At 58.9% G+C, this 23,019-nt stretch carries 19 protein-coding genes and 1 pseudogene; 15 read left to right on the top strand and 5 right to left on the bottom strand.

Going from position 1 to position 23,019, the window contains the following annotated elements; genetic code table 11:
- The first annotated feature begins 436 nt into the window (after window positions 1-436).
- Window positions 437-967 (top strand): YkgB family protein, encoded by a 531-nt coding sequence (locus ACP3TY_RS11770; RefSeq protein WP_426620042.1) that lies wholly within the window; start codon window positions 437-439, stop codon window positions 965-967.
- Between the two features lie 41 nt (window positions 968-1,008).
- On the opposite strand, the gene ACP3TY_RS11775 is transcribed toward ACP3TY_RS11770, so the two are convergent.
- From ACP3TY_RS11775 to ACP3TY_RS11790, 4 genes are all read right to left on the bottom strand, one after another.
- A complete protein-coding gene (locus tag ACP3TY_RS11775) occupies window positions 1,009-3,411 on the bottom strand; it encodes a TonB-dependent siderophore receptor (RefSeq protein WP_426620043.1) in 2,403 nt (800 codons plus the stop codon).
- A gap of 67 nt (window positions 3,412-3,478) precedes the next feature.
- A complete protein-coding gene (locus tag ACP3TY_RS11780; protein ID WP_426620044.1) occupies window positions 3,479-4,426 on the bottom strand; it encodes a FecR domain-containing protein in 948 nt (315 codons plus the stop codon).
- Window positions 4,426-4,935, bottom strand: a complete 510-nt coding sequence (locus ACP3TY_RS11785) for a sigma-70 family RNA polymerase sigma factor (protein ID WP_426620045.1) — start codon at window positions 4,933-4,935, stop codon at window positions 4,426-4,428. Before ACP3TY_RS11785 ends, ACP3TY_RS11780 begins: the two co-directional genes overlap by 1 nt.
- A 96-nt stretch (window positions 4,936-5,031) precedes the next feature.
- Window positions 5,032-5,928, bottom strand: a complete 897-nt coding sequence (locus ACP3TY_RS11790) for a helix-turn-helix domain-containing protein (RefSeq protein ID WP_426620046.1) — start codon at window positions 5,926-5,928, stop codon at window positions 5,032-5,034.
- A 162-nt stretch (window positions 5,929-6,090) separates the two neighbouring features.
- Here ACP3TY_RS11790 and ACP3TY_RS11795 point away from each other — a divergent pair, with 162 nt between their 5' ends.
- The 5 genes from ACP3TY_RS11795 (at window position 6,091) to ACP3TY_RS11815 (ending at window position 12,415) form a co-directional block, all read left to right on the top strand.
- Window positions 6,091-7,449, top strand: a complete 1,359-nt coding sequence (locus ACP3TY_RS11795; protein ID WP_053120225.1) for a glutamine synthetase family protein — start codon at window positions 6,091-6,093, stop codon at window positions 7,447-7,449.
- 152 nt (window positions 7,450-7,601) lie between these two features.
- Window positions 7,602-8,690, top strand: a complete 1,089-nt coding sequence (locus ACP3TY_RS11800; RefSeq protein WP_282357739.1) for a polyamine ABC transporter substrate-binding protein — start codon at window positions 7,602-7,604, stop codon at window positions 8,688-8,690.
- Complete coding sequence (locus ACP3TY_RS11805; RefSeq protein ID WP_426620047.1) at window positions 8,687-9,988, top strand: NAD(P)/FAD-dependent oxidoreductase; 1,302 nt, start codon at window positions 8,687-8,689, stop codon at window positions 9,986-9,988. The genes ACP3TY_RS11800 and ACP3TY_RS11805 overlap by 4 nt, the downstream gene beginning before the upstream one ends.
- Window positions 9,989-10,190: 202 nt before the next feature.
- Entirely contained in the window at window positions 10,191-11,846 is a 1,656-nt protein-coding gene (locus ACP3TY_RS11810) for an intermembrane transport protein PqiB (protein ID WP_426620048.1), read from the top strand.
- A 17-nt stretch (window positions 11,847-11,863) separates the two neighbouring features.
- The gene (locus ACP3TY_RS11815; protein WP_053120233.1) at window positions 11,864-12,415 is read left to right on the top strand and encodes a PqiC family protein; all 552 of its coding nucleotides are present in this window, start codon (window positions 11,864-11,866) and stop codon (window positions 12,413-12,415) included.
- Between the two features lie 16 nt (window positions 12,416-12,431).
- On the opposite strand, the gene ACP3TY_RS11820 is transcribed toward ACP3TY_RS11815, so the two are convergent.
- Window positions 12,432-13,277 carry a site-specific integrase gene (locus ACP3TY_RS11820; protein ID WP_426620467.1) on the bottom strand — a complete coding sequence of 282 codons (846 nt, stop codon included), beginning with the start codon at window positions 13,275-13,277 and terminating at the stop codon, window positions 12,432-12,434.
- A gap of 446 nt (window positions 13,278-13,723) precedes the next feature.
- Here ACP3TY_RS11820 and arnB point away from each other — a divergent pair, with 446 nt between their 5' ends.
- From arnB to ACP3TY_RS11865, 9 genes and pseudogenes are all read left to right on the top strand, one after another.
- Window positions 13,724-14,872 carry a UDP-4-amino-4-deoxy-L-arabinose aminotransferase gene (gene arnB / locus ACP3TY_RS11825; RefSeq protein WP_426620049.1) on the top strand — a complete coding sequence of 383 codons (1,149 nt, stop codon included), beginning with the start codon at window positions 13,724-13,726 and terminating at the stop codon, window positions 14,870-14,872.
- Window positions 14,869-15,891, top strand: a complete 1,023-nt coding sequence (gene arnC, locus ACP3TY_RS11830; protein ID WP_212550999.1) for an undecaprenyl-phosphate 4-deoxy-4-formamido-L-arabinose transferase — start codon at window positions 14,869-14,871, stop codon at window positions 15,889-15,891. The genes arnB and arnC overlap by 4 nt, the downstream gene beginning before the upstream one ends.
- A complete protein-coding gene (gene arnA / locus ACP3TY_RS11835) occupies window positions 15,888-17,879 on the top strand; it encodes a bifunctional UDP-4-amino-4-deoxy-L-arabinose formyltransferase/UDP-glucuronic acid oxidase ArnA (protein WP_426620050.1) in 1,992 nt (663 codons plus the stop codon). Before arnC ends, arnA begins: the two co-directional genes overlap by 4 nt.
- Window positions 17,879-18,763, top strand: coding sequence for a 4-deoxy-4-formamido-L-arabinose-phosphoundecaprenol deformylase (gene arnD / locus ACP3TY_RS11840; RefSeq protein WP_426620051.1), 885 nt, complete (start codon window positions 17,879-17,881; stop codon window positions 18,761-18,763). Before arnA ends, arnD begins: the two co-directional genes overlap by 1 nt.
- A complete protein-coding gene (arnT, locus tag ACP3TY_RS11845; protein WP_426620052.1) occupies window positions 18,760-20,412 on the top strand; it encodes a lipid IV(A) 4-amino-4-deoxy-L-arabinosyltransferase in 1,653 nt (550 codons plus the stop codon). The genes arnD and arnT overlap by 4 nt, the downstream gene beginning before the upstream one ends.
- Window positions 20,409-20,753, top strand: a complete 345-nt coding sequence (gene arnE, locus ACP3TY_RS11850) for a 4-amino-4-deoxy-L-arabinose-phosphoundecaprenol flippase subunit ArnE (protein WP_426620053.1) — start codon at window positions 20,409-20,411, stop codon at window positions 20,751-20,753. The genes arnT and arnE overlap by 4 nt, the downstream gene beginning before the upstream one ends.
- Window positions 20,750-21,154 (top strand): 4-amino-4-deoxy-L-arabinose-phosphoundecaprenol flippase subunit ArnF, encoded by a 405-nt coding sequence (arnF, locus tag ACP3TY_RS11855; protein WP_159812238.1) that lies wholly within the window; start codon window positions 20,750-20,752, stop codon window positions 21,152-21,154. The genes arnE and arnF overlap by 4 nt, the downstream gene beginning before the upstream one ends.
- Complete coding sequence (locus ACP3TY_RS11860) at window positions 21,151-22,530, top strand: UDP-glucose dehydrogenase family protein (protein WP_426620054.1); 1,380 nt, start codon at window positions 21,151-21,153, stop codon at window positions 22,528-22,530. Before arnF ends, ACP3TY_RS11860 begins: the two co-directional genes overlap by 4 nt.
- Window positions 22,503-22,832 (top strand): annotated as a pseudogene (locus ACP3TY_RS11865) (glycosyltransferase); the annotation flags it as partial. The gene ACP3TY_RS11860 and the pseudogene ACP3TY_RS11865, both read left to right, overlap by 28 nt.
- Window positions 22,833-23,019 lie beyond the last annotated feature (187 nt).

Raw genomic sequence — 23,019 nt, forward strand, 5'->3', positions numbered from 1 at the left:
CTACTCCGCAAGATTAGGTTGATGCCACATCAGAGCACATAGCGCAAGTTGCCTGATGGGTGATTTTTGCTCTTGAAGCTAGACTATGTACTACCAGTCGTGATGCCTTCCTAACAACCTCAATGGTAAAGTCATTTGCCAACTCAACTAAACGGTCATTTAGTGTAGTTAAGTATATCGCCATCCCCAGACGCTCTCTCCAACTAAATTCAGGCAAAAAAAACCTCCCAAACGGGAGGCGAAGAATGAGAAGAGCCACAAGTCAACGTCCAATAGACTGGCTGCACACGCTAAGCGTACGCAGTGCCCGAATCTGTAGGCCATTTCCGTAACTGTTTGTATTTCTCAACCCTGCACCCTCACTGAGGTGATGTGTAATTTTCGGCGTTGATCCTTCTCTATGGGTTGTCATCTACCTTAAAGACAAGGATTTACCATGAACTCTCCCGCCCTCCTTCGCCTGCTCTCCAACGACTTTGAAATCAAGTTGATGCGCTGGGCCTTGATACTGATCTTCGCGATATTTGGCTATGCCAAATGGTTTCCCTATGAAGCTGAGGGTTTGGTGCCTTTGCTCAGTAACAGCGCAATCCTCGGCTGGATGCACAGTGCGTTCGGGATACAAGGTGCCAGCTACGCCTTGGGTGTGGCGGAATGGACCATCGGCTTGGGTCTGATTCTGGGTATCTGGTTCCCACGCATTTCCGTGTTGGCGTCCGCCGGTTCGGTGATCACTTACCTGACCACCCTCACCCTGATTTTCACCACACCGGGCGCCTGGGAAGCGTCGGCTGGCGGCTTTCCGGCGATGGGCGGTGCGACCAGTTTTCTGATCAAGGATGCGGTGTTGCTGGCCGGCTCGGTGGTGTTGCTCAAGCACAGCCTGCTGACGGTGTTGAGAAACTCAAAAGGCAACTTCGCCTGCCAGAACCCGCTGGCCCCGGTTGAAGAGCACAGCGGACTCTGATCAGAACATACATGCGCCCGGTTATACCGGGCGTTTTCATATCAGAAATCCACAGTGGCCGAGAGCAAATAAGTCCGTGGCGTCGACAGCGTCAACCCCGGTTCACTGTCATCTGACGCCCCTGCCGAACTCCAATAACGCTTATCCAGCACGTTCTCGATATTGCCGCGCAAGGTGATGGTCTTTTCATCCAGCTTGAACGTGTATCGCGTGCCGACATCGAAGCGCTCCCAGGAGTCGATCTCCTTCTGGTTTGACTGATCCAGATACTGCGAGCTCGAATAGATCCCGCGTCCAGTCAGCGTCAGCCCCTCCAAGTTTGGCACATCCCACTCTGCCCCAAGATTGACGTTGTACTTCGGCGTCGCCGGCGCACGATTGCCGTCAAACGTGCCGTTGGTGGTTTCAGTCAACTCGCTGTCGATGTACATCACACCGCCGAGCAAGCGGAAGCCTTTCAGCGGTTCGCCAAACACGCTGAGCTCAACACCATTGTTCTCGCGTTTGCCATTGGGCCCGAACACGCGCGTGGTGGCGTTGGTTTCATACGCTGGTTGCTTGATGCGGAAAACCGCAGCGGTCAGCGCATAGGCGCCGGCATCGTACTTGGCGCCGACTTCGACCTGACGGCTAATGAACGGCGGGAAAATCTCATCCTCGTTCACCGACGTCGACGGCGCGATCTTGCCCTGGCTCAGGCCTTCCATATAGTTGGCGTACAGCGACAGTTTGTCGGTCGCCTTGAACAGAATGCCGCCGGATGGCGACATTTTTTGCTCGTCATAAGCGGTGTCGCCCTTCACGTCATCGCTCCAGTCATCGACTTTGACCCGCTGCCAGCGCGCACCGAGGGTCAGCAGTAAACGATCCTCGAAGAAACCCAAGGTGTCCGAGAGCGCCACGCCGCTGAAACGGTTTTCGGTATAAACCTTGGCGTCGTAGCGCGTCGGCGTGCCGGGTTTTGCCGTTTCCACCGGGTCATACAGATTGCTGCGCCCTGCCGCATAACGCGCGCCGCCGTTCTCGAAATCCATGTAGAAATAGCTGGCCGCGAGGTTAACCTCGTGGCTCACCGGCCCGGTGTGAAACCAGTTGCGCACACCGGCCGTGGCCGTACGCACGTTTTCGTCGCGGGTGAAGTCGCGCGGCAGAACGCTGAAATCACCGGCATCGTTGGTGACGGAAACCGCATGACGCAGGAAGTCATGATTGCTTTTGCGCGCGCCGACGCCGCCGTACAGCATCACAGAATCATTCACATCAAATTCGGCGTTGACCGTACCGAAGGTGTCCTCGGTTTTCGCCTGGCTCCACGGTTGCGCGTAGTTGCGATGCACGTCGTTGGCGCTCGGCACCTTGGCATTGGCCGCGACCTGCACGCGTTCCTGCGGCGCATCGGTGTCGCGTTCGGTGTGGCCGACATCGGTGGAAAGCCGCAAGCGCTCACCGCGATAGTCCAGCCCCAGTACCGCCATGTCACGGTCAACACTTTGGTGATCCCATTCAGTGTCGCCGGACTGTTTGACGCCGTTGAAGCGCAGACCGAATTTATTGTCCTCACCGAAACGCCGGCCGACATCCACCGCGCCGCCAAGCTGATTGTTCGAGGCGTAATTGGCGGTCAGCGAAGTGATCGGTTGGTCGGTGGCATGCTTGGGCACGATGTTGATCCCGCCGCCGACACTGCCCCGTGGCGAGATCCCGTTGATCAGTTGGCTCGGGCCTTTGAGGATGTCGACGCGATCGGCCATTTCCATGTCGATGGTGTACGTCGGCAACACGCCGTAGAGGCCGTTGTATGACACGTCGCTGTTGAACAAGCTGAAACCGCGAATGGTGAATTGCTCATAGCGACCGCCCGCCGGATTGGTCGCGCGCACCGAGGGGTCGCTGGAAATCAGATCGCCCAAGGTGCGCGCCTGCTGATTCTTCACCGCCTCGCTGGTATAGGTGGTCATGCTGAACGGCGTTTCCATAAAGTCTTTCGACCCCAGCAAGCCCTGCGAGCCACGCCGCGCAACCTGGCCGCCAGCAAACACATCGGCATCGCTCGATCCGGTGGCGCCGAGAATCGAGGTCGGCGCCAGTTGCAGGCTGCTGCCATCGGCCGCCGGAATCAGCGTATAAGCGTGATCGCCCACCGGTTGCAGTTGCAGACCGGAGCCCAGCAACAAGCGGGTGAAGCCCTCCTCCACGTCAAATTCGCCGGACAAACCGTTGCTGTTGCGGCCACTGACCAGCGCCGGATCCACCGACAGATTGACCCCGGCCAACCCGGCAAAGCGAGTCAGCGCGGCACTCAAACTGCCGGCTGGGACCGAATAACTGCGGCGGGCCGCGTCATCGGCCCAGCTTGATTGAATCAACACAGGGCTGGCACTCAGGCTCAGCAGGAGGCTCAACTGCAACAACGGACGCAAACGACTTGGGAATACTGCGGGCATTGGAAGAAGCTCTCGATTTTGTTCACTTACCTGCAATGACCGGTGAGGCGAAAAAAAGGGACAGGCTTCAGACGATATTTTTTCGCGGCATCAACGTGACCCAGAAACGCGTGCGCGAATGCACCTCCAGCGGCAGGCTCGCTGCAAGCAATGCGAGGACTTTATCGGTGTTGTCGAGGCGGAAACTGCCGGTAATGCGCAGATTTTCCAGGGCCGGATCCCAGCGCAGCAAACCCGGGCGATAACGGCTTAACTCGCGCAGGAAATCGCCCAAAGGTTGGTTCTGGGCCATCAACACACCGTCGCGCCAGCCTGGCATTTTGGCGTCGAACGGCGTGACGAAACCGGCGCCGGAGGCTTGCAGATTGATCTGTTGTCCGGCATCCAGCATCAGCGCCAGGCCGTGTAACGGCTGCAATTGTACGGAACCGCTGAGCACCGATACGTTGCAATCACGCTCGTTAAGACGCACGCAGACTTCGCTGCGGCTGACGATGATCCGGCCGTAAGGCGCATTGATCGTCAACGCCGCGCCGCCACGGACGTTGAGCGCCATTTCGCCGCGTACCAAGGTCAGTTCACGGCTGGTGAGATCGACATTCACCGCACTCGCCGTGTTCAGCTGCAAGGTGCTGCCATCGGCCAAAAGCGTCTGTTTGTGTTCGCCGGTGCTGGTGTGCAAATCGGCGCGCCAGACGTCCAACGGTAATTGGCGACTGATCAGCCACGCCGTCGGCACCAATGCGGCCAGAGCCAGCGCCCGTTTCAGTGCCGCACGCCGCGCCAGATCCGGTCGATCGAGGGTGGCCATGGCCAACTCTGTGGGCAGACTGGAAAATCGCTGGCGTAATAACTGAATCTTCTGCCAGGCGTTTTCGTGGCGGCTGTCGCTCTCGCGCCAGGTCTTAAGCCGTGAGTAATCGGCTTCGCTGGCCTCACCGGACTCGAGCAACGCCAGCCATTGCGCGGCAGCCCGCGCCACTTCCCGCGCTTCATTACCGGGCGCTATTCTCATCATAGATCTAGCATCAAACAATGCTCGTAAGCCGTTGCCATATAACGTTTTATGGTTCGCTCAGAGACTTGCAAGCGTTCGGCAATCTCGCGATAACCCAGGCCTTCGAGCTGACTCCATAAAAACGCCTTACGCACCGCTCGCGGCAAGCCATCGAGTAATTCGTCCAGCGCTTGCAGGGTTTCCAGCAGCAGCCAACGCTGCTCGGGCGACGGCACGCACTCTTCGGGCAATTGCGCGAGGGCTTCGAGGTAGGCTTTTTCGAGACTGCGGCGAGTGTAGAAATTGCTCAGCAGACGTTTGCCGACCGTAAGCAAATAGGCCCGCGGCTCACGCATGTCGACGATGGGTTGCGCGCTGCACAGCACGCGCATGAAGGTGTCCTGACTGAGATCCGCCGCATCCCAGGCATTGCCCATGCGCCGCCGCAACCAGGTTTCGAGAAAGCCACGATGATCGCGGTACAGCTCGTGCAGGCTCTGCTGCGATGGCGACGCTGCTTCAGTCATCTCGAGAGGCCCTGCGCGAAGTAAGAATTCAAATGAGACTGATTCTAATTAACTTCACTCAGGAGACAAAGGTCTTTTTCGCCGCTGCAGTATTCATTAACGCTTGAGCGTCTCGCTCGGCAACTCGTTAAACAACGCCCGATAACTGCTGGAAAACCGCCCCAAATGCCAGAACGACCACTGCATCGCCACCTCGGCCACCGTGGTTTCCGTAGGTCTACGCTTGAGCAGTTCGCGGTGGGCACTGTTCAATCGGCGCAAACGCAACCAGTGGCTGGGCGTCATCCCGGTGTAGGCCTTGAACGCCTGTTGCAACTGACGCAACGACACGCCGGCAACGTTGGAAAGCTCGAGCAGATTGAGCGTGTCTTCCGGCGAATCTGCGGCCCACTCCCCTACTCGTTTCATGATGCTTCGCTCTTCGGCGCGGCGCTGCAATCCGCCGCCGTCGAGACACACGCGTGCGTTGTCGAGGATGAACAAGCAGTCCTCAAGCAGCTGTTTTGTCAGGGCATCTTTTTCATCTATATCAAGCGGTTGCGTCAACCTCGTGAGAGTTGAGCTTAACCAGCGACTGAACAGGGCGTTCTGTCCGCAGTTGAGCTGGGTCATGAACAAACCTTCGAGTTTCGCCACGTCCAGACCGTGCTGACGGACGAACTGCGGGCCGAACACCACGGCAATTTCCTGATAGTTCTCCGGGGTGATCCAGATGTTGCGGCTGTCTTCGTTGAGCAGGTACAGCGCGTTATCACTGCGATCAAAACAAAACGCCAAAGCACCCGACGGTGCGCTGAAATTCTGCTCGACCCTAGTGTTCATCTGCTCTTCGTACACCTCGACACCCTGCAGATCCAGATAGCGAATCTGCCCGGCGAAATGGCCCGGCGACATCTGTTGGTAATGCTGTACCCAGCCCGGTGTGGCGCGGACTTGCTCGGCCACATCGGCGGTGTTGAAAGCTTGTACCTGGAGCGGATTGCACGTTGTCATGGGGTGACCCTGCGCACTCTTTTGGTGCGCTTTGGTGCTGCTTAAAGTGGATAGATGGAACTGCAAGGCTCGCCCAAGATAGTCGTCAACGCGCCACAGGGGAAGGGGCGGAAGATGAAACCCGCCCTCCCCGGCGTCTATAAAACCAATAACGAGGTCTTTATGAATGCCCCTTTCGATCAGCTGTTCACGTGGCTGAAAGATCACAAGATTACCGAAGTTGAATGTGTGGTCAGTGACCTGACCGGCATTGCCCGCGGCAAGATCGCACCGACCAACAAGTTCCTGCATGAGCGAGGCATGCGCCTGCCGGAGAGTGTGCTGCTGCAAACGGTAACCGGGGATTTTGTCGACGACGACATCTACTACGACCTGCTCGATCCTGCCGATATCGACATGGTCTGCAAGCCAGTGGCTGACGCGGTCTACGTGATTCCATGGGCGATCGAACCGACCGCCATCGTCATCCACGACACCTTCGACAAGTTCGGCAACCCGATCGAACTGTCGCCGCGCAACGTCCTCAAGAAAGTCTTGCAGCTCTACACCGACAAAGGCTGGAAGCCGATCGTTGCGCCGGAAATGGAGTTCTACCTGACTCAACGCTGCGAAGACCCGGACTTGCCGCTCAAGGCGCCGCTGGGCCGTTCGGGCCGTGCTGAAAGTGGTCGTCAGTCATTCTCGATTGATGCCGCCAACGAATTCGATCCGTTATTCGAAGACGTCTACGACTGGTGCGAACTGCAAGGTCTGGATCTCGACACGCTGATCCATGAGGACGGCCCGGCACAGATGGAAATCAACTTCCGTCACGGCGACGCACTGGATCTGGCTGACCAGATCACCGTGTTCAAACGCACCATGCGTGAGGCTGCGCTCAAGCACAACGTCGCCGCGACGTTCATGGCCAAGCCGATCGGCGATGAGCCCGGCAGCGCCATGCACATTCACCAGAGCGTGGTTGAAATCGCCACCGGCAAACCGATCTTCGCCAATGAAGACGGGCAGATGAGCGAGCTGTTCCTCAATTACATCGGCGGTTTGCAGAAGTACATCCCGAAAGTGCTGCCGATGTTCGCACCCAACGTGAACTCGTTCCGCCGTTTCCTGCCGGACACCTCGGCACCGGTCAACGTCGAATGGGGCGAAGAAAACCGCACCGTCGGCCTGCGCGTGCCGACCTCCAGCCCTGAAGCGATGCGTGTGGAAAACCGTTTGCCGGGCGCCGATGCCAACCCGTATCTGGCGATCGCCGCGAGTTTACTCTGCGGTTATATCGGCATGGTCGACAAGGTGCAGCCGAGCGCTGCCGTGGAAGGTCGGGCTTATGAACGCCGCAACCTGCGCCTGCCGATCACCATCGAGGAAGCGCTGACGCAAATGGAAGAGTGCGAAACCGTTGCGCAATACCTCGGCGACAAATTCGTGCGTGGCTACGTCGCGGTGAAACGCGCCGAGCATGAGAACTTCAAGCGCGTGATCAGCTCGTGGGAGCGCGAGTTCCTGCTGCTGAGCGTTTAACCCCTTCATTGTCTGTACCACCGCTATCGCGAGCAGGCTCACTCCTACAGGGGAATGCATTCCAAAATGTAGGAGTGAGCCTGCTCGCGATGGCGGCAGCTCAAACACCAAAGAACCACCTGAAAAATCCAATAAATTTAAGAGGTGTCGATATGCGTTTGTTGAAAACCATGGTTCCCGCCGCGCTGGCCCTGATGTGCAGCGTCGCAGCGCAAGCCCAGCCCACCGTCAGCGTCTACAACTGGACCGACTACATCGGCGAAACCACCCTCGCCGACTTCCAGGCCAAAACCGGGATCAAGGTGATCTACGACGTTTTCGACTCCAACGAAACCCTCGAAGGCAAACTCCTCGCCGGCCGCACCGGCTATGACGTGGTCGTGCCGTCCAACCATTTCCTCGCCCGACAGGTAAAGGCCGGCGCGTTCCTCAAACTGGATCGCGAGCAACTGCCGAACTTCAAGAACCTCGACCCGAAACTGCTTGAACTGCTGCAGAAAAACGACCCGGGCAACGAGCACTCGGTGCCGTACCTGTGGGGCACCAACGGCATCGGTTACAACGTCGACAAGGTCAAGCAAGTGCTGGGCATTGATCACATCGATTCCTGGGCCGTGCTGTTCGAGCCTGAAAACCTGAAAAAACTCACCCAGTGCGGCGTGTCGATGATGGACTCCGCCGACGAAGTCTTTCCCGCGGTGCTCAACTACATGGGCATGGACCCGCGCAGCGAAAACCCGGAAGACTATAAGAAGGCAGAAGCCAAACTGCTGAGCATCCGTCCGTACATCACCTATTTCCATTCCTCGAAATACGTGTCGGATCTGGCCAACGGCGACATCTGCGTAGCCTTCGGTTATTCCGGCGACGTGTTCCAGGCCGCCAACCGCGCCAAGGAAGCGAAAAACGGTGTGAACATCGCTTACGCCATCCCGAAAGAAGGCGCCAACCTCTGGTTCGACCTGCTGGCTATTCCGGCCGATGCGAGCAACACCAAAGAAGCCCACGCCTTCATTAATTACCTGCTCGATCCGCAAGTGATCGCCAAGGTCAGCGCGTCGGTCGGTTACGCCAACCCGAACCCGGCCGCCAAGCAGTTCATGGATCCGGAGCTGGTCAACAATCCTGAGGTTTACCCGCCACAGGAAGTGCTCGACAAGCTCTACATTTCTACCACCCCACCCCAAGCGATCATGCGTCTGATGACCCGCTCCTGGAGCAAAGTGAAGTCGAACAAATGAATCAGTACACCGAAGAACACGCCCGATCCTATTACGCCGCTTCGGCTCGGGCGACTGCACCTTATCCGCAACTGGAAGGTGATCTGAGCGCCGATGTCTGTGTGATCGGCGGCGGGTTCACCGGGGTGAACACCGCCATTGAACTGGCGCAGCGCGGGCTCTCGGTGATTCTGATCGAGGGCCGGCGAATCGGCTGGGGCGCCAGCGGGCGCAATGGCGGCCAGTTGATCCGTGGCATCGGCCATGACGTCGACGGGTTCACCAAATACGTCGGTCAGGAAGGCGTGCGTTATTTACAGCGCGCCGGCATCGATTCGGTGGAGCTGGTGCGCAATCGCATCGGCGACAACGGCATCGAGTGCGACCTGCGCTGGGGTTTCTGTGATCTGGCCAACACGACCGCGCAGTTCGATGCCTTCAAGGACGAACTGCTCGACCTCGCCGAACTGGGCTATGCCCACGAAACCCGTCTGATCGGCCCGGAGCAGATTCGCCAGCAAGTGGTTAACTCCGACATCTATGCCGGCGGGTTGGTGGACATGGGCTCAGGCCACCTGCATCCGTTGGATCTGGTGCAAGGCGAAGCACGGCTGGCGGCTTCGCTCGGTGTGCAAATTTTCGAGCAAAGCCAGGTGCTGGAGATCATCCACGGCGCCACCGTTCAAGTGCGTTGCGCCAACGGCAGCGTGCGTGCGGGCAGTCTGGTACTGGGATGCAACGCGCATCTGGATGAACTCGAACAGCAGCTCAGTGGCAAAGTATTGCCGGCCGGCAGTTACATCATCGCCACCGAGCCGTTGTCCGAGGAACGCGCCGCGCAATTGATCCCGCAGAATCTGGCGGTGTGCGACCAGAAAGTCGGCCTCGATTATTACCGGCTCTCGGCGGATCGGCGTTTGCTGTTTGGCGGTGCCTGTCACTACTCCGGACGCGATCCGGCAGATATCGCCGCTTATATGCGACCGAAAATGCTCAAAGTCTTCCCACAACTGGCCGATGTGAAAATCGATTACCAGTGGGGCGGCAAGATCGGCATCACGGCCAACCGTTTCCCGCAGGTCGGGCGCCTCAAGCAGCATCCAAACGTGTTCTATGCGCAGGGTTATTCCGGCCATGGCCTGAACGTCACGCATTGGTGCGCAAAACTGCTCGGCGAAGCGATTCACGCCGGCCACAGCCAAGGCATGGACGTGTTCAGCGGTGTGCCGCACATGACCTTCCCCGGCGGCCCGGCGCTGCGCTCGCCGTTATTGGCTCTGGGCATGTTCTGGTATCGCCTGCGCGAACTCATCGGCTAACATCCCTCCCCTGTAGGAGCTGCCGAAGGCTGCGATCTTTTGATCTTAAAAACAGAATCAACAGATCGCAGCCTTGGGCAGCTCCTACATTTTCAATGACATATGGGTTGTTCACATTTGCTCTATCGCGAAGCACCTCTATATTAATGAGGTGCTTTTGCGTTACTGACGCTCAGTGCCCAATAAACCGAGGAGGACATGGATGAAGTCGTCAGCCGTCGACGAGCCGCGAGCACCAGGCCAGGCACCGATCAAGACCCGCCGTTTTGGCGTGTCATTGGTCTGGATTGTGCCGATTGTTGCTGTATTGGTGGGTATTTCGCTGGTCGTGCACAACATCATGCAGGAAGGCCCGACCATTACGGTCACCTTCAAGACCGGTGACGGTCTCACCGCCAACAAGACTGAAGTTCGCTACCGCAATGTGGTCATCGGCCATGTATCGGACGTGGAGCTGAGTGACGATCAGAAGAACGTCAACGCCACCATCAAACTGGCCAAACAGGCCGAAACCTTTACCCGCGAAGACTCGCAATTCTGGGTCGTGCGTCCGCGTATCGGTGCGGGCGGCGTGTCGGGCATCGATACCCTGTTGTCCGGCGATTACATCGGTGCCGACATCGGCCAGTCGAACACCCGTGCAAAGAATTTCAAAGGCCTGGAGAACCCGCCGCCAATCACCTATGGCGAGCCGGGCAAGCGCTTCAGCCTGCACACCCAAGACCTCGGTTCGCTGGACATCGGTTCACCGGTCTACTACCGCAAGATTCCGGTAGGCCAAGTGGTTGCCTATGAGCTGGACAAGGATGGCAAAGGCGTGAACATCGAAGTGTTCATCCATGCCCCCAACGATGCTTACGTGACCGAAAACACCCGTTTCTGGAACGCCAGCGGCATTGACGTCAACGTCGGCGCCAACGGTTTTGCGGTGAAAACCGAATCGCTGTCGACCCTGTTGGTCGGCGGTATCGCGTTCCGTGCCCCGGAATACAGTCCCAACGACACGGTCGCCGCTGATGACCGTAATTTCGAACTGTTCGACGATCAACAGTCCGCCCTCGCCCCGCCCAACGGCAAGGCGCAATACCTGAGTCTGCGTTTCGAACAGCCCATGCGCGGCCTCAAGGTCGATGCGCCGGTGGAGTTTTCCGGCATTGAGATCGGGAAAGTCGTGGCGATCAATCTCGACTTCGATGCGAAGAAACAAATCTTTCCGGTCAATGTCGGCATCGTCATCTACCCGCAGCGTCTTGGCCAGGCTCACGCCAAAGTGCTGAAAGCCTTCAACCACAACCCCGACGACGAAGCCGCCGGCGTGCGCCTGATCGGCACCTTCGTCGAGAATGGTTTGCGCGCGCAGGCACGCAGCGGCAACTTGCTCACCGGGCAGTTGTACATCGGTCTGGATTTCTACCCGAAAGCGCCGAAAGTACCGTTCGACGTCAGTGCACGACCGGTCAGCATCCCGACCATTCCGGGCAGCCTCGAACAGTTGCAGGAAAAACTCGAAGCGATGCTCAACAAGATCAATGCACTGCCAGTCGAACGCATTGCCGGCAATCTCGATGGCAACCTGATCGAGTTGCGCAAAGGCCTGACGCAGTTCAATGCGAAGACTTTGCCGGGCGTGCAAAAAACCCTCGGCGATGTCAGCAAAACGCTGGAGTCGGCCAATTCAACGTTGGCCGAAGATTCACCACAACGCGAAAAACTCGGCGAAACCCTCGAAGAACTCGGACGCATGTCACGCTCGCTGCGTGAGTTGTCGGATTACCTGGGCCGTCATCCCGAATCGCTGATTCGCGGTCGCCCCGATAATGCCGCACCACTGGACCTTAAAGGCCCGCCACGCAATTGAGCACAGGAGCTGAAACCATGGCATTACCGTTGAAGATCACCGTGCTCGCTGCGTGCTTGTTGCTCGGCGCCTGTCGCAGCGACCCGATCAGCTTTCATACCCTGACGCCGGTGCAACCCGGCACCGGCCGCAGCGGCGCAGACATCGCCATCGAAGGCATTTCCGTACCGCCGCAAGTCGATCGAGCGCAAATCGTCATTCGCGAAGGCAACAGTGGTCTGGCAATTCTGGAAACCGAATGGTGGGGCGCCAGCCTCGCCGATGAATTGCGCAGCGCGCTGGTCGATCAACTGAGCAGCGCGGCCGGGCAACAGCGGTCATCGGTGCGGATTGAAGTGCAACGTTTCGATTCGATTCCGGGCCAGTACGGCTTGATCGACGTGAAATGGCGCTTGCGTCCGCTGGGGGCAACCGACAGTGGCTTGCTGACGTGCCGTTCAGTTCTGCAAACGCCATCCGGGCCGAGCATCGACGAACTGGTGGCGGCGCAGCAAAACAACGTCAAACGCCTCGCGGCGCAAATCACCCAGGCTGCCGGCAGCTCACGCGGCTGCCCACCCTCCTCCTGACCCCCACTCGCCCTGATTAGAGGTCGAAGCGATCCACGGCGCGGCGACGTTCATTGTCGTCGCGCACGTCGTAATTGGCGGTGGTTTGAATGTTGCTGTGATGCGCCAGTTTCTGCGCGATCGACAGATCATGCTCCTCGATCACCCGCGTAATGAACGAGCGACGGAAGTCGTGGGGCATGATCTTCACCCCAACCTGTGTGCCGCGCTGACGGGCGATGTAATAGATCGCGTGTTTGGTGATGCGCTCGCGGGTGATGTGGCTACCACGACGGATGCGATTGAACAGAAACGCATCATCGCTCTCGCCTTCCTTGAGCTGCTCGCGACGGAATTCCAGCCAGGCATTGAGCTTGGCGAACGCCCACGCCGGCGCGTACTTGATCAGTTGTTTATTGCCCTTGCCGGTGACGGTCAGGCTGCGCTCGCGGAAATCGACCTGGTTCAAATCCAGATCCACGGACTCCGACTTGCGCATGCCGGTGCCATACAACAAGGCAATCACGGCAGCATCACGCAGACCCTGCGGGCGTGGATCCGCAGCGCAGACTTCCATCAACTCGTGAATCAATGTGCGTTTGAGATTGCGGCCCTGCGATAACCGCGTGCCAGCGATGCCTTTGACCGAACGCATCTTCAACAGATGATCCTGCGTGATCAGGCTCATGCGCCACGCTTCGTTCATCACGCCGCGCACGGCATTCACATACAGCGAAGACGTGTTCGGCGCGTAGTTGTCGGCGCGCAATGCTGCCACCAGCGCGATGACATCCTCAGGCTGCAGTGCATGCCAAGGGATTTCCTCAATGTTCACTTCTTCGAAACCGAGGCGGTCAGCCGCATCTTGCAAAACATAACGCATGGTCAATTGGCTGGAAGGCGCCAGTCGTGCCAGATACAGCGTCAGCGGATTAGTCTTGGACGGGGTGGATTCAATACTCGACAAGTCAATCAAACGAAACGGCCTTGAATAGAAAACGGTTCAACAAAACAACTTAAAAGTGCAAAGAAACTTATATAAGGAACGACTCTTCCGTAGGACTCTTCTATTAAAAGTGCCGATGAATGGAAGAAGTCTGAACGGCGGCTGTACGGCTCAAAGATAGACGATTTGCCGACCGCTTTTTGATGTTCCTTTCACAAAAACCGGCATAACCTTAATTACAACAGGTTGCCCCGAAAGGCCTACAACCTGCCGTCCGTGGGCATAAAAGTCAATCAGGCATTCCCCGGACGGTCTTCCAAACCATTGAAATCCCGTGTTTTTCAGACAATTGGCTGAAGGATGGCTGTCGCCTCGAGGTTCTTATGAGTCAAGCGTTTCTGCCGTTTTCGCGTCCGAGTATCGGTGAAGAAGAAATAGCCGCCGTCGAACAAGTATTACGTTCGGGCTGGATAACCACCGGGCCTGAAAACCAGGCTTTGGAAGAACAGTTCGCAGACTATGTCGGTTGCCGTCACGCCGTTGCACTTTCCTCGGCCACGGGTGGTATGCACATCGCTTTACTCGCGTTAGGCATCGGCCCCGGTGATGAGGTGATTACGCCGTCGCAAACCTGGGTGTCTACCGCCAACATGATTTCGTTGCTCGGCGCCAAACCGGTGTTCGTCGACATCGACCGTGACACGCTGATGACCGACGCGGCGCGCATCGAAGCCGCGATCACCCCGCGCACAAAAGCGATCATCCCGGTGCATTACGCCGGCGCGGCATTTGATCTCGATCCGCTGTACGCCCTGGCCGAAAAGCATGGCATCGCGGTCATTGAAGACGCCGCCCACGCCGCCGGCACTCGCTACAAAGGTCGTCATGTCGGCTCGCACGGCACAGCGATTTTCTCCTTTCACGCGATCAAGAACATGACCTGTGCCGAAGGCGCGATGTTCGTCACCGACGACGAAGCGTTGGCCAGCCGCGTGCGCATGCTCAAATTCCACGGTCTGGGCGTTGACGCCTACGATCGCCTCACCGGTGGCCGCAAGCCACAGGCGCAAGTGATGGAGCCGGGTTTCAAATACAACCTCGCCGACATCAACGCCGCGATTGCGCTGGTACAGCTGCAACGTCTGGACGAGATCAATGCGCGCCGCACTGAACTCGCCGCCGCTTACCAGCAAAAACTCGAAGGCCTGCCGGTGCAGCCACTGGCCCTGCCCATTTACGCGCAACAGCACGCCTGGCACCTGTTCATCCTGCGCATCGACAGCGAGCGCTGCGGCATGGATCGCGAAGCCTTTATGAAGGGCTTGCAGGATCAGGGCATCGGCACCGGCATCCATTTTATCGCCACCCACCTGCACACCTGGTATCGCCAGCGTGACCCTGATTTGTACCTGCCCAACACCGAGTGGAACTCGGCACGGTTGTGCTCGATTCCGCTGTTCCCCGACATGAGCGATCAAGACCTTGATCGCGTGGTCGGGGCCATCGCCACCCTCATGGATAAACGCCTGTGAAACCCTATCCGATTCGCTGCGTGTCGATCGTCATCCCGGTCTACAACGAACAGGACAGCCTCCCGGAACTGCTGCGCCGCACCGAAGCGGCGTGCCGGATGCTGCGTCACGACTACGAAATCGTTCTCGTCGACGACGGTAGCCGAGACGAATCCGCGAACATTCTTGAAGAAGCCGCCACCCGCGAAGACAGCCCGTTCGTGGCGGTCATTCTCAACCGCAACTACGGCCAGCACGCGGCAATCATGGCTGGCTTCGAACAATGCAAAGGTGATGTGGTGATCACCCTCGACGCCGACCTGCAGAACCCGCCGGAAGAAATTCCGCGTCTGGTCGCCGAGGCGGAAAAAGGTTACGACGTGGTCGGCACCGTGCGCGGCAATCGTCAGGATTCGGCATTGCGCCGCTACCCCTCGAAGCTGATCAACCTCGCCGTGCAGCGCTCCACCGGTGTCGCCATGAGCGACTACGGCTGCATGCTCCGCGCTTACCGCCGCACGATCATCGACGCGATGCTCGCCTGCCGTGAGCGCAGCACGTTCATCCCGATTCTGGCCAACAGCTTCGCCCGCCACACCACCGAAATCGTCGTCGCCCACGCCGAGCGTGAACACGGTGATTCGAAATACAGCCCGATGCGTTTGATCAATCTGATGTTCGACTTGATCACCTGCATGACCACCACGCCGCTGCGCCTGTTGAGCATCGTCGGTTTCGCCATGGCCGGTCTCGGCGTGGCGTTCGCTGCGGCGTTGATCGTGTTGCGTCTGGTGTTCGGGGCCGGATGGGCCGGTGACGGCATGTTCGTGCTGTTCGCGGTGCTGTTCGTGTTCACCGGCGGCCAGTTCATCGGCATGGGCCTGCTTGGCGAATACCTGGGGCGCATGTACAGCGACGTGCGAGCCCGCCCGCGTTTCTTCATTGAAAAAGTGTTGCGCAGCCACCCTTCCCACCCGGCGCCTGCGATCACGGTTGATGGTCTTTCTTCTACTTCTACTACCGGTCAGGTTCTCTCATGAGCGCAAAAACTGTTGTCTTCGCTTACCACGATATTGGCTGCGCCGGCATTCAAGCCCTGCTCGACAGCGGCTACGACATTGCCGCCGTGTTCACTCACGCCGATGACCCGAAAGAAAACGCTTTCTACGCCTCGGTCGCGCAACTGTGCGCCAGCAAAGGCATCCCGGTGCATGCGCCGGAAGACGTTAACCACCCGCTGTGGATCGAGCGGATTGCCAAGCTCAGCCCTGAGTACATTTTCTCCTTCTACTACCGCAACCTGCTGAGCGAGCAGCTGCTGACCACCGCGAAAAAAGGTGCGTTCAACCTGCACGGTTCGTTGCTGCCAGGCTACCGTGGCCGCGCGCCGGCGAACTGGGTGCTGGTCAACGGTGAAAGCGAAACCGGTGTGACCCTGCACCGCATGGTCAAACGTGCCGATGCCGGTGCGATCGTCGCGCAACAACGCGTGGCCATCGAGCGCAGCGACACCGCGCTGAGCCTGCACGGCAAACTGCGTATCGCCGCGACCGATCTGTTGCGTGACACCCTGCCAGCAATGCTGCAAGGCAAGACCAGCGAAACCGCGCAGGACGAATCGCAAGCCACGGTATTCGGTCGTCGCACGGCGGCGGACGGCAAACTGGTCTGGGCCAAACCTGCTGAGCAACTGTTCAATCTGGTGCGCGCCGTCACCCAGCCTTATCCGGGCGCGTTCTGCGCTGTGGGCGAGCACAAGCTGATCGTGTGGAGTGCCGAAGTCGTCAAAGGCAACGACGGTCAGGCGCCGGGCCGGGTGATCAGTGTCGATCCGCTGCGCATTGCCTGCGGTGAAGATTCGCTGGTGATTCTCTCCGGCCAGCGCAACGACAACGGCCTGTTCCTCAGCGGCCCGCAACTGGCCAGTGAGTTGGGTCTGGTCGACGGTTCGCTGCTGCGCGGCGCTGAATCCGGTCGTGCCCCACGTCGCACGCGCGTGCTGATCCTTGGCGTCAACGGCTTTATCGGCAATCACTTGTCCGAGCGTCTGCTGCGTGATGATCGCTACGAAGTCTATGGTCTGGACATCGGTTCCGACGCCATCGACCGTCTGCGCAGCCACCCGCATTTCCACTACGTCGAAGGCGACATCAGCATTCACTCCGAGTGGATCGAATACCACATCAAGAAGTGCGACGTGGTTCTGCCGCTGGTGGCTATCGCCACGCCGATCGAATACACCCGCAACCCGCTGCGCGTGTTCGAGCTCGACTTCGAAGAAAACCTGAAACTGGTGCGTTACTGCGTCAAGTACAACAAGCGCGTGATCTTCCCGTCGACCTCGGAAGTCTATGGCATGAGCCAGGACAAGCATTTCGACGAAGACACCTCGAACCTGGTGGTCGGCCCGATCAACAAGCAGCGCTGGATCTACTCCGTGTCCAAGCAACTGCTGGATCGGGTGATCTGGGCGTACGGCGCCAAGGGTTTGAATTTCACTCTGTTCCGTCCTTTCAACTGGATGGGCCCGCGCCTTGATCGTCTGGACTCGGCACGTATCGGCAGCTCCCGCGCCATCACCCAATTGATCCTCAACCTGGTCGAAGGCACGCCGATTCGTCTGTTCGACGGTGGCGAGCAAAAACGCTGCTTCACCGACATCGCTGACGGCGTCGAAGCACTGGCGCGGATCATCGATAACGACAACGACGTCTGCAACGGCCAGATCATCAACATCGGCAACCCGGACAACGAAGCGAGTATTCGCCAGTTGGGTGAAGAGTTGTTGCGCCAGTTTGAAGCGCATCCGCTGCGTGACAACTTCCCGCCGTTCGCCGGTTTCCGCGACGTCGAGAGCAAGGCGTTCTACGGTGCCGGTTATCAGGACGTCGAGCACCGCAAACCAAGTATCGCCAACGCCAAGCGCCTGCTCGACTGGACGCCAACCGTGGAAATGCGCGAGACCATCGGCAATACGCTGGATTTCTTCTTGCGTGAAGCCATGCTCGAAATCGCGGACAAGCATTGATGCAGGCCGGTCTACGCATCGACGTCGACACCTTTCGCGGCACCCGTGAAGGTGTGCCGCGTTTGCTGGAAATGCTCGACGAGGCGCAGATCAAGGCGACGTTTTTCTTCAGTGTCGGCCCGGACAACATGGGCCGGCATCTGTGGCGCCTGATCCGCCCGCAGTTCCTCTGGAAGATGCTGCGTTCCAATGCCGCCGGCCTGTATGGCTGGGACATTCTGCTGGCCGGCACCGCGTGGCCGGGCAAACCGATTGGCCGCGAACTCGGGCACCTGATGCGTCAGGCCCGCGACGCAGGGCATGAAGTTGGTCTGCATGCGTGGGATCACCACGGCTGGCAAGCGAATGCCGGGCGCTGGAGCGACGCGCAACTGGCCGAGCAGATTCGTCAGGGCGTCGACACGTTGAGCGACATCCTTGGCGAGAAAGTCACCTGTTCGGCCGCCGCCGGTTGGCGCGCCGACGAGCGCGTGATCGAAGCCAAGCAAGCCTTCGGCTTTCGCTACAACAGCGATTGTCGGGGTTCGCAGCTGTTCCGTCCGTTGTTGGCGGATGGCACGCCCGGCACGCCGCAGATACCGGTGGATCTGCCGACCTTTGATGAGGTGGTCGGTTCTGCTGTCGCCGCGCAGGATTTCAACGCGTTCATCCTTGAGCGGTTTCGCCCGGAAAAGCTCAACGTCTACACCATTCATGCCGAAGTGGAAGGGATTCTGATGGCTGAGGATTTTCGTCAATTGCTCGCCGCTGCACGCCAGCGAGGTATCGACTTCAAACCGCTGGGCGACTTGCTGCCCGAGTTTTTCAACACTTTGCCCGTGGGTCGCGTACAGCGCGGCGCTCTCGATGGCCGTGAAGGCTGGCTGGGAGTGCAAGGCGCATGATTAAACGCTGGGCTTTGCCGCTGCTGTTGTTGGGCATCTGTCTGCTGGCTTACCTGCTGCCATTGGGCACGCATGGCTTGTGGATTCCTGATGAGACGCGCTATGCGCAAATCAGTCAGGACATGCTGCTGAGCGGCAACTGGGTGTCGCCGCACTTTATGAGCCTGCGCTATTTCGAGAAGCCGATTGCCGGCTACTGGATGATCGCGCTCGCGCAGAATGTGTTCGGACAGAACCTGTTCGGCGTGCGCTTCGTTTCGGCGCTGAGCACCGGGTTGAGCGTGTTGCTCTGTTATCTGATCGCTCGGCGTTTGTGGAATGAACCACGCAAAAGCTTCGCCTGCGCCCTGCTCTACATGAGTTTCACCATCGTTGCCGGCCAGGCGGGATACGCCAACCTCGATCCGCAGTTCACCTTTTGGGTCAACCTGAGTCTGGTGGCGCTGTGGTTTGCCGTCGACAGTCACACCAGCGGTAAACGCATGCTGGCCTGGGCAGTGCTGGGGCTGGCGTGCGGCATGGGTTTTATGACCAAAGGATTTCTCGCGTGGTTATTGCCGGTGTTGATCGCCCTACCGTGGATGCTCTGGCAAAAGCGCTGGCGGGAACTGCTGACATACGGCCCGGTGGCGATTGCCATCGCGATCCTCATCAGTTTGCCGTGGGTGCTCTCGGTGCATGCGCAAGAGCCCGACTTCTGGCGGTTCTTCTTCTGGCATGAGCACATTCGCCGTTTTGCCAGTGACGACGCCCAGCACGATGCGCCGTGGTGGTTTTACCTGCCGCTGCTGCTGGCGTTCAGTCTGCCGTGGGCCGGGTTGATCCCGACAGCGTTCAAGCAGGCATGGCACGCGCGCGCCCAGCCCCACGTGGTGTATCTGCTGCTGTGGCTGCTGATGCCGCTGCTGTTTTTCAGCCTGAGCAACGGCAAGTTGCCGACCTACATTCTGCCGTGCCTGCTGCCGATGGCGCTGTTGTTGGGCAATGCGTTGGCCGACCGTTTGCGGCTGGAACAGGGTCGAGCGCTGGGCTTGAACGGCCTGCTCAATCTGCTATTGGGCATCGTCACGCTGATTGCGCTGGTGTACCTGCAACTGAACCGGCCGCTGTACGACCACGAACTGCACAGTCTGGTGCTGGTGTTTATCGGGCTGATCGGCTGGATCATCGCCAACCTGCTGCAAGCCTTTCTGCCGCTGCAATGCTGGGCCGCGCCGGCGTTTGGCAGCCTGTTGCTGATCGCGGTACTGCCGGCGGCGCTGCCGAAATCGGTGGTCGCCAACAAGATGCCCGATCAATTCATCAAACATCACGTCGCTGAACTGGCACAGACCGATCATCTGCTGAGCAATGATCTGGGTGCCGCCGCTGCACTGGCCTGGCGTCTGAAAACCCCGCAAGTCGCGTTGTACAACACGATAGGCGAATTGAAATATGGCCTTGCCTATCCTGACGGCATTCAACAACGGGTCGATCCCGATCAAGTGCAACAGTGGATGCGCGAGGCGCGCCGTAGCGGTTCGGTCGGCGTGGTGATGCGCGTCAAGGGGCAGGACGAACTGGACGAAATCGACAGATTGCCAAAGGACGGCGTCCACTACGAACAGGGCAACCTGGTGATCATGATTCTGCCCAGGGAGGCGTCATGAGCCTGTTGCTGCTGTTGGCCGCGTGCCTGCTGACCTGTCTGGGACAGGTCGCGCAAAAGTACGCCGTGGAGAGTTGGCGCGGCGGCGATTCTTCGTTGACCGCCAAACTGCGTTCGCCGTGGTTATGGCTGGCCCTGCTCGCCCTCGGCTCGGGCCTGCTGGTCTGGCTGCTGGTGTTGCAGCGCATTGAAGTCGGCATCGCTTATCCGATGCTCAGCCTCAACTTCGTGCTGATCACTTTGATTGCGCGCTTCGTCTTCCGTGAACCGATCGACCGCCAGCATTGGCTTGGTGTCGCGCTGGTGATCGGCGGCGTGGTTCTGCTGGGGCAACAGTCATGAATCAACGTCGTGGCATCACCTTCGCCCTCGGCAGCGTTTTGCTGGTCAGCGCCGCGCAACTGGCAATGCGCTGGAGCATGACGCGCCTGCCCGCACCGGAACAATGGCTGGCATTCGACAGCCTCGACCTGCGTGCCCTGGCCGTAGTTGTCGCAGCGATTTTTGCCTACGCCTTATCAATGTTGTGCTGGCTGCTCGCCTTGCGCGACTTGCCGCTGGGCCGCGCCTATTCGCTGCTGAGCATCAGCTACGCGCTGGTGTACCTGCTGGCGGCCAGTCTGCCGCTGTTCAACGAATCCTTCAGTTTCACTAAATCGCTGGGCGTGGCGTTGGTCATGCTCGGGGTCATCACCATCAACACGCGTCCGGCTCGTGCGCCTGCACTCAGGAGTGCTCCATGAAAATCACAGTATTTGGCAGCGGTTACGTCGGTCTGGTGCAAGCGGCGGTATTGGCCGAGGTTGGCCATGATGTCGTGTGCATGGACGTCGACCAGAAGAAGGTCGACCTGTTGCGTCAGGGCCACGTGAGTATTTTCGAACCGGGGCTGGCCAGCCTGGTGCGCGAAGGCCTCGATTCCAAACGCCTGTTGTTCACCACCGATGAAAAACTCGCGGTGCAGCATGGTCGAGTAGCGTTCATTGCGGTGGGAACGCCATCCCGCGAGGACGGTTCGGCGGATCTGCGTTACGTGCTCTCGGTGGGCGATGCGATTGCCCGGCACCGTGAGCAGCCGCTGATTCTGGTGGAGAAATCCACAGTACCGGTGGGCACCGGCGATACCTTGCGCGCGCACATCGAGAAAGCGCTGATCAAGGTCGGTCGGCTGCTGCAGTTCGATATCGTTTCCAACCCTGAGTTTTTGAAGGAAGGCTCGGCGGTCGCTGACTGCCGCCGCCCCGATCGCATCGTCATCGGCTGTGACGGTGATGACGTACGCGACGTGATGCGCGATCTGTACTCACCGTTCAACCGCAACCATGACCGCATCATGTTCATGGATCTGCGCAGCGCTGAACTGACCAAATACGCCGCCAACTGCATGCTGGCGACCAAGATCAGCTTCATCAATCAGATCGCTGAACTCGCCGAACACTTGGGCGCCGACATTGAGTCTGTGCGCCAAGGCATCGGTGCCGACACGCGCATCGGTTATCACTTCATCTATCCGGGTTGCGGTTATGGCGGTTCGTGCTTCCCGAAAGACATGCGCGCGCTGATCCACAGCGCCGAAGAGGCGCATTGCTCCAGCGATTTGCTGCAAGCGGTCGAGGCGATCAATCAGCGGCAAAAACACAAGCTGTTCGAGCGCATCAATGCGTTCTATCAAGGCGAACTGCGCGGCAAGACCTTCGCCCTGTGGGGCCTGGCGTTCAAACCGAACACCGACGACATGCGCGATGCGCCGAGCCGTGTGTTGCTGGAGGAATTGTGGGCCGCCGGCGCCAGCGTGCGCGCGTTCGATCCGGAAGCCATGCAGGAAACCCAGAACCTTTATCCGGACGAATCGAAACTGATGCTGATGGGCACCCCGGAATCGGTATTGCCGGGCGCCGACGCACTGATCATCTGTACCGAATGGCAGCAGTTCAAGGCACCGGATTTCGACCTGATCAAACAGCGTCTGAACAATCCGGTGATCTTCGATGGCCGCAACCTGTACGACGCCGAGCGCTTGGAGCGCAACGGTATCCAGTACTTCCCGATGGGCCGTGGCGAATCGCGCAAATTGCCGATCCCGCTGCAACAATGGCCGCACGCATCCGACGTCGCTTGATCACCTTATTGCCTGACATTCGCCGGCAGTCCCTGATCGCAAGGCTGCTGGCGTTTTTAGTGCTGATGGCCGGGGTCTATGGGCAGGCGCCGATTGGTTTTGACTCGCGGTTTGTGTTGTTTGCGCAGGAAATGCTGCGCCATGGGCCGACGGTGTTTCCGACCACGTATGGTCAGCCGTATGCCGATTATTCGGTGCTGTCGACGTTGTTTATCTGGCTGTTGTCGTTACCGTTTGGCACGGTCAACGCTTTCACTGCCTGGGCGCCGAGTGCGATTGCCGGGGCGGTGATTGTGTCAATTCCACAGGCGAAGAAAGCGCGATATCTGCTGCCAATGCTGCCGATGGCGGCGATCATTGCCGCGTATCCGTTTCAGGTGATTCACGGCAGGGTGTTCAGGTGGTTGCGCGGTTTGATGCTGGGCGTGTGGCTGCTGCGTTTTGATCCGCGTAGGCGATGCCGAAGGCGGCCGTTGTTTCGCAGCCTTC

This window comes from Pseudomonas rustica, from assembly GCF_049959085.1.
In the GTDB taxonomy this organism is placed as follows: domain Bacteria; phylum Pseudomonadota; class Gammaproteobacteria; order Pseudomonadales; family Pseudomonadaceae; genus Aquipseudomonas; species Aquipseudomonas rustica.